Source organism: Microcoleus asticus IPMA8, from assembly GCF_013179805.1.
In the GTDB taxonomy this organism is placed as follows: domain Bacteria; phylum Cyanobacteriota; class Cyanobacteriia; order Cyanobacteriales; family Microcoleaceae; genus Microcoleus; species Microcoleus asticus.
Window position 1 is genome coordinate 29758 of the sequence record NZ_SRRZ01000072.1, and the last position, 6381, is coordinate 36138.

2 protein-coding genes and 2 pseudogenes are annotated in these 6381 nt (G+C 45.5%); 3 read left to right on the forward strand and 1 reads right to left on the reverse strand.

What is annotated here, in order from left to right:
• Window positions 1-320, reverse strand: a pseudogene (locus tag E5S67_RS19150) (hypothetical protein); the annotation flags it as partial.
• Between the two features lie 230 nt (window positions 321-550).
• Here E5S67_RS19150 and E5S67_RS19155 point away from each other — a divergent pair.
• From E5S67_RS19155 to E5S67_RS19165, 3 genes and pseudogenes are all read left to right on the forward strand, one after another.
• The gene (locus E5S67_RS19155; protein WP_172189918.1) at window positions 551-4189 is read left to right on the forward strand and encodes an eIF2A-related protein; all 3639 of its coding nucleotides are present in this window, start codon (window positions 551-553) and stop codon (window positions 4187-4189) included.
• Window positions 4188-4547, forward strand: a pseudogene (locus E5S67_RS19160) (glycosyltransferase family 2 protein); the annotation flags it as partial. The gene E5S67_RS19155 and the pseudogene E5S67_RS19160, both read left to right, overlap by 2 nt.
• A gap of 514 nt (window positions 4548-5061) precedes the next feature.
• Window positions 5062-6126, forward strand: coding sequence for a TIGR03032 family protein (locus tag E5S67_RS19165; protein WP_172189920.1), 1065 nt, complete (start codon window positions 5062-5064; stop codon window positions 6124-6126).
• Window positions 6127-6381: the final 255 nt, after the last annotated feature.

Consider the following 6381-nt stretch of genomic DNA (forward strand, 5'->3'; position numbering starts at 1 on the left):
GTATGAGTAAAGAACGGACGGAAGGGTTGGTCGAAGGCAGAGAACAAGGGATTCACCGTTTCGTCGAACTCAGATGCCGACGGGGTATTCGAGCTAATAATGATATCGTCACCGCCACTAAAAACATTGCCCTGCGAATCGCCCAGAAGTCTGTCATCGCCCCGATCGCCATCAATCGTGTCTGCGCCGAAACCTCCAAATATCTCGTCATTGCCGCCCTTACCACCTAGCTTGTCATCACCGCCTAATCCTCGGATGCGATCGGCTTGTTCTGTTCCCGGAAGGTTATTGTTGCTGTTGTTGCCGTTGATGGTTGCCATAGTTATTTCTTCCTTCTTTTCCTGATGTTGTTCAAGCGAGCGCGACTCGCTGCTTCCTAGCTTGTTAGCTAAGTGTTTTTACTCGGATCGAGAACCCGCATCGGACTTCTCATCTCTACTAAATTCATCAAAACTTGCCGTTGACCGAGATCGAGACCGAGAATGTACTGACTTATTACCGATTTTTGAGTAACCTACTAAAATCTGTATAACTTTGGAGGGAATAGGGTATGTCACGATCGCTCAAAGTTCGCAGCGACTGCATTAAGCAAGCCAAATTAGCCCTCAAGCGCAATGGCTTTCCCAGCCAAAGAGCGTTTGCTGAAGAATTAGGACTTGCTTTATCCACTCTCAGCAGGTTTCTCACGGGAAAAACCGTTGATTATGCGACTTTTGTGGAAATTTGTGGAAAATTGGCGATCGATTGGCGATCGATCTCTGACTTGGGCGATCGGGTTCTATCCCAGTCTGTAGACGTGAAATCCTCCCTCTTCATTGCCAACAGACACCTAGATTGGGGCGAAGCACCCGATGTCTCGGTTTTCTACGATCGTAATGACGAATTGACAACTCTAGAACAATGGATTGTGCAGGATAATTGCCGTTTGGTAGTGTTGCTGGGGATGGGAGGGATTGGTAAAACAGCTTTGGCTGCCAAGCTAGCCCAACAACTACAATCAGGATTTGAGTTTGTTATTTGGCGAAGTCTCCGCAATGCCCCTCCCGTAGAAGAGATACTGGCTGAACTGATTCAATTTCTCTCCAACCAAGACCCCCTCTTAGTAAGGGGGGGCGAAGGGGGGGTCTTGCCAACAAACAAAGACGGCAGAATTTTGCGGTTGATCAATTATTTACGCTCCTCGCGCTGTCTGGTAGTTTTGGATAATGCTGAATCAGTTTTGCAAGCAGGCAATTCCCTGCGGCATAGCTTTGCTTCACGCACGGGACGCTATCGAGAAGGATATGAAGGTTATGGTGAGTTACTCAAATGTGTTGGGGAAACAAATCACCACAGCACCTTGATATTAACCAGTCGCGAGAAACCACAAGGATTAGCCGCCTTAGAGGGCGAAACACTACCGGTTCGCTGCTTACAAGTGACAGGTTTACCCGAAGTTCAAGGACTAAAAATTTTCTCTGCGAAGGGGTCTTTTACTGGGTCAGAAGATGAATGGACAAGCGTGATTTCACGCTATGGCGGGAATCCCTTAGCTTTAAAGATAGTAGCTTCAGGGGTAACAGATTTTTTTGATAGCAGTATTTCTCGCTTTTTAGAATTTTTAAAGCAAGGTTCGTTTATTTTTGATGATATCCGCGATTTGTTAGAGCGGCAGTTTCAGCGACTGAGCGATATAGAACAAGAGATTATGTACTGGTTAGCCATCAATCGCGAACCAGTGTTGTTAGAGGAATTGCAAGAGGATTTTGTCTCTCCCGTATCAGCCAGCGAACTCCTACAGGCACTAGACTCATTGCAACGTCGGTCATTGATTGAAAAAAACAACGCTCGATTTACCCAACAACCTGTAGTCATGGAGTACGTGATTACTCGATTAATTGAGCAGATTTGTGAAGAGATTATTGGGTTAAAGGTTGAATGTTTAAAGGTTGAAATTTCTAATAAACTTGCTAACTTACAACCCGATTACCTTCAACTCTTTAGGAGTCACGCTCTAGTTAAAGCGCAAGCCAAAGAATATGTGATAGAGACTCAAATTCGCCTCATTCTTCAACCAGTGATTGATGGATTAATTACGAGTCTTAGCGACTCAAAAACTCTAGAAAATTGTCTAGCTCAAATTCTTGATATGCTACGAGGGAAACCGCCCCTAAAGACCGGATATGTAAGTGGAAATATTATCAATCTACTTCGCCAATTACAGGTATATCTAAGCGGTTATGACTTTTCAAGTCTAACAGTTTGGCAAGCCAACCTCCAGGGGATAAACTTGCACAATGTCAATTTCGCCAATTCGGATCTGCGTCAATCGGTTTTTTCTGACATATTGGGTGGTGTTATGTCACTAGCACTGACACCAGATGGCAAATGTGCCGCGACGGCAGATCTCGATAGTGACATTCACCTGTGGGACGTGGGAAAGCGGAAACAACTTTTGACCTTTCATGGGCACATCAACTGGGTAATGTCAGTTTGCTTCAGTCCGGATGGTCAAACCCTAGCGAGTGGTAGTTATGACAAAACGGTGAAGCTTTGGGATATTCGTACTGGCATCTGTCTAAGAACTTACACCGGACATAGTAAGGGGGTCTACTCAGTCGCCTTCAGTCCGGATGGTCAAACAGTAGTCAGCAGTAGTGGCGATCGCACAGTAAAGTTTTGGCATATTCATAACGGTAAGTGCTTCAAAAGTTGTACCGGACATACGAATGAAGTCTATGCAGTCGCCTTTAGTCCAGATGGTGAAACTGTTGCCAGTGGCAGTACCGACAACACAGTCAAGCTTTGGGATGTTCGCAAAGGCAGGTGCTTTAAGACTTTGTACGGACATACGAATTGGGTCTATGCAGTCGCCTTCAGTCCGGATGGTCAAACCCTAGCTAGTGGCAGTGCTGACTGCACAGTCAGGCTTTGGGATATCCGTGATGGTAAGTGCGTTAAAATTTGCACGGGACATAGCAGTGTAGTTGCATCAGTCGCCTTTAGTCCGGATGGTCAAACCGTAGTGAGTTGTAGTGCTGACAAAACGGTGAAGTTGTGGGATGTTAGCATGGGTAGCTGTGTCAGAACGTTTATCGGACATAGCGATCGGGTAGAGTGCGTTACCTTCAGTCAAGATGGTCAAATAGCAGTGAGCGGTGGCTTTGACCATACAATTCGGTTTTGGGATTGTCAAACAGGCAAATGTTTCAAAACTTACACAGGATATAGCAGTTGGGTATCAGCAGTTCCTTTCAGTCCCTGCGGTAAGATCCTGGCTAGTGGTAATTTTGACTGTACACTGAGGCTGTGGGATGTCTATACTGGCAGTTGCGTGAGAACGTTCACGGGACATACTAAACCAGTCTGTGCAGTCGCCTTTAGTCCCGATGGTGAAACAATCGTTAGCGGGAGTGGTGACAAAACGCTGAAGCTATGGGATGTCAGTACCGGCAACTGCATCAAAACGTTCACTGGACATACTGATTGGGTTGTTTCAGTTGCCTTTAGTCCAGATAGCCAAACAGTGGTCAGTAGCAGTAGTGACTACACGATTAGGTTTTGGGATTGTAGAACAGGTCAATGTTTCCGAACTTGTACCGAACATAGCAATTGGGTATTTTCAGTCACTTTCAGTCCCTGTGGTAAAACCCTGGCGAGTGGCAGCTTTGACTGTTCGGTAAAACTCTGGGATGTCAATACGGGCAACTGCATCAAAACATTGACTGGACACACGAATGAAGTTTGTTCCGTCGGCTTTAGTCCCGACGGTCAAACCCTCGTCAGTGGGAGCGCCGATCAAACGGTGAAGTTGTGGGATGTCAATACTGGTAACTGCATCAAAACATTGACTGGGCATACCAATTGGGTATGGTCAGTTGCCTTTAGCCCAGACGGAAAAACCTTGGTTAGTAGTAGTTACGATCAAACGGTGAGGCTGTGGGATGTCAGCACTGGAGGATGTATCAGAACTCTCACCGCACATACCCGTGAAATCTACTCAGTCAGTTTTAGTCCGGATGGTCAAACTGTAGCAAGTGGCTGTGCTGATGAAACGGCAAGGCTGTGGGATGTCAATACGGGTGAGTGCCTAAAAATACTGAAACCACCCCGACTCTACGAAGGCATGAATATCACTGGGGTTACAGGTTTAACTGAAGCACAGAAAGCGACGCTTATAGCTCTCGGCGCGATCGCTCATGGGGAATGAATGGGGTCGATCACTCGATTTGAAAGATGCTGCTTCGGGCGGTCAAATTTGGGGCGATTTGTGGCTGTTGCTGGTGGTTCAAGGTTTGCCGGTGCCGATTGTGTTGTGCTATTTGTTGTTTGGTTCGCTGCCGGCGGTTGGTGTATTTGGGCACTTTTGGCTGTTGGGATTGAATGTATTTTTGGTTGCGGTGCGATCGGCTTTGTGTTTGGCGATCGCACCTTCCTACTATACAACTGGGGCATCGGGTAAATGGCTGTTTTGGCTGTCACCTTTAGCCGATCCGTTGGCGTTTTTGCGAATTCTCATTTCTGCTTTAAACGGAACTTACCTTGTGTCCGGGGTAAGTTCCGTCTGAAACCATTGCGAGGTGCGACTTGCCCGGAGCGTCCAAGTCTTTTACATGACTACAATCTTTGACAACCCTTATGTGGCGGGGTTTTTGCTTAAATTCATCATAGAACAATACTCTCGCCCTAAATATTAAGCCCACATTCCGCACCCTGAACTGTCACACTACGAATTTTCGGAGTTTGGCGAAATTGAACTTGCGATCGCCAGTCCAATTTTCCACTTGTGTGTATAAAAAATGACTATTTTGGTTCACAAAATCCCGCAAAAACCGATTGTGACAGTTGAGGGTGCGGAATGTGAGATTAAGAAAATATTAAATACATGACTACGGTTTGTCGGCAGTTAATTCGCTACAACCGAGACGGGACAAAGAATACAGCCCCCAGAACTACCCCCGCAGGGGGTAAGTTCCGTTCTAAGTATTTTTACAGGAATTCTCAAAAGTCGAAGCGATTTACCGTGGCGCGGCGACGGGTTTATGAGATTATTGATTTTAGGCAATTACGCTCAGTGATTCTATGAATAACGATCGCACAAGTTTCAATACAGTCTCCGAACACGAGATTTTTGGCGATCGCGATTTTCCATCTTGGTTAACCCAACAACAAATCAGCCTCGCTTGCACTACCTATCAAACCAGCAGGTTAATGTTAATCGGTGCTGTGCCAGAAGCGAACAGAATCTCGGCTTTTTGGCGAATATTCGATCGCGCAATGGGGCTTTTCTGCACGCCGGAACGCCTTTATTTAAGTTCAAAATATCAACTGTGGCAATTAGATAATGTCTTAGAATCGGGAAAATTATACCAAGGATACGATAAATTATATATACCAAGAATCGGCTATACTACAGGAGATATAGACATTCACGATATCGCAGTCGATAAAAATAATCAAACCATTTTTATTAGCACTTTGTTTAATTGTATCGCTACTTTGAGCGATCGCCACAGTTGCAAACCTCTCTGGAAACCTCCATTTATCTCACAATACATCAACGAAGACCGCTGTCATCTCAACGGTTTAGCAATGGTAGCTGGGGAGGCGAAATATGTCACGGCGTCGAGTCAGTCGGATGTGGTGGATGGCTGGCGCGATCGCAGAAAAAATGGCGGTATAGTTATTGATATCGAATCTAATGATATTATCGTTACGGGATTGTCAATGCCGCACTCACCGCGCTGGTATCAAGATAAATTGTGGTTGCTGAATTCGGGGAGAGGGGAATTAGGATATGTGGATTTAGACACAGGGAAATTTGAGGCGATTGCGTTTTGTCCCGGATATGTGCGAGGACTAGCATTTTGGCAAAATTGGGCAATTGTTGGACTCTCGAAACCTCGGGGAGGTGACAACACTTTTAGCGGTTTAGAATTGGATGAGTTGTTGCTGGCTAAGGATGCTGAGGCTCGCTGTGGTATGATGGCGATCGATTTGACTACTGGGGCGATCGTTCACTGGTTGCGGTTTGAAGGGATTGTCACCGAACTCTATGATGTGCAAGTGATTCCGACAGTGCAAAAGCCTATGGCTGTAGGTTTTCAGACTGAAGAAATTGCTCAGTTAATTACTTTGGAACTTTAACCGCAGATGGTGGCGGATGTACGCGAATTAACGCATATAAATGTTGAAAGGATGTACGCAGAGGGTGTGAGAGAAAGTATTTAAGCGGGATTTGGTATTACTCAAAAATCGCCCCGTCTAAGCTTGTTTTTCTTAAGTCTGTTCTCGCTAAATTTGCACCTCTTATACCAATTTCATAAAATAGTGCTACAGTTAGTAGAAGTGCATTTTGCAATTGACTAGCCAAATAGAGGTCAAAAAAATGTCAGGAGTTGT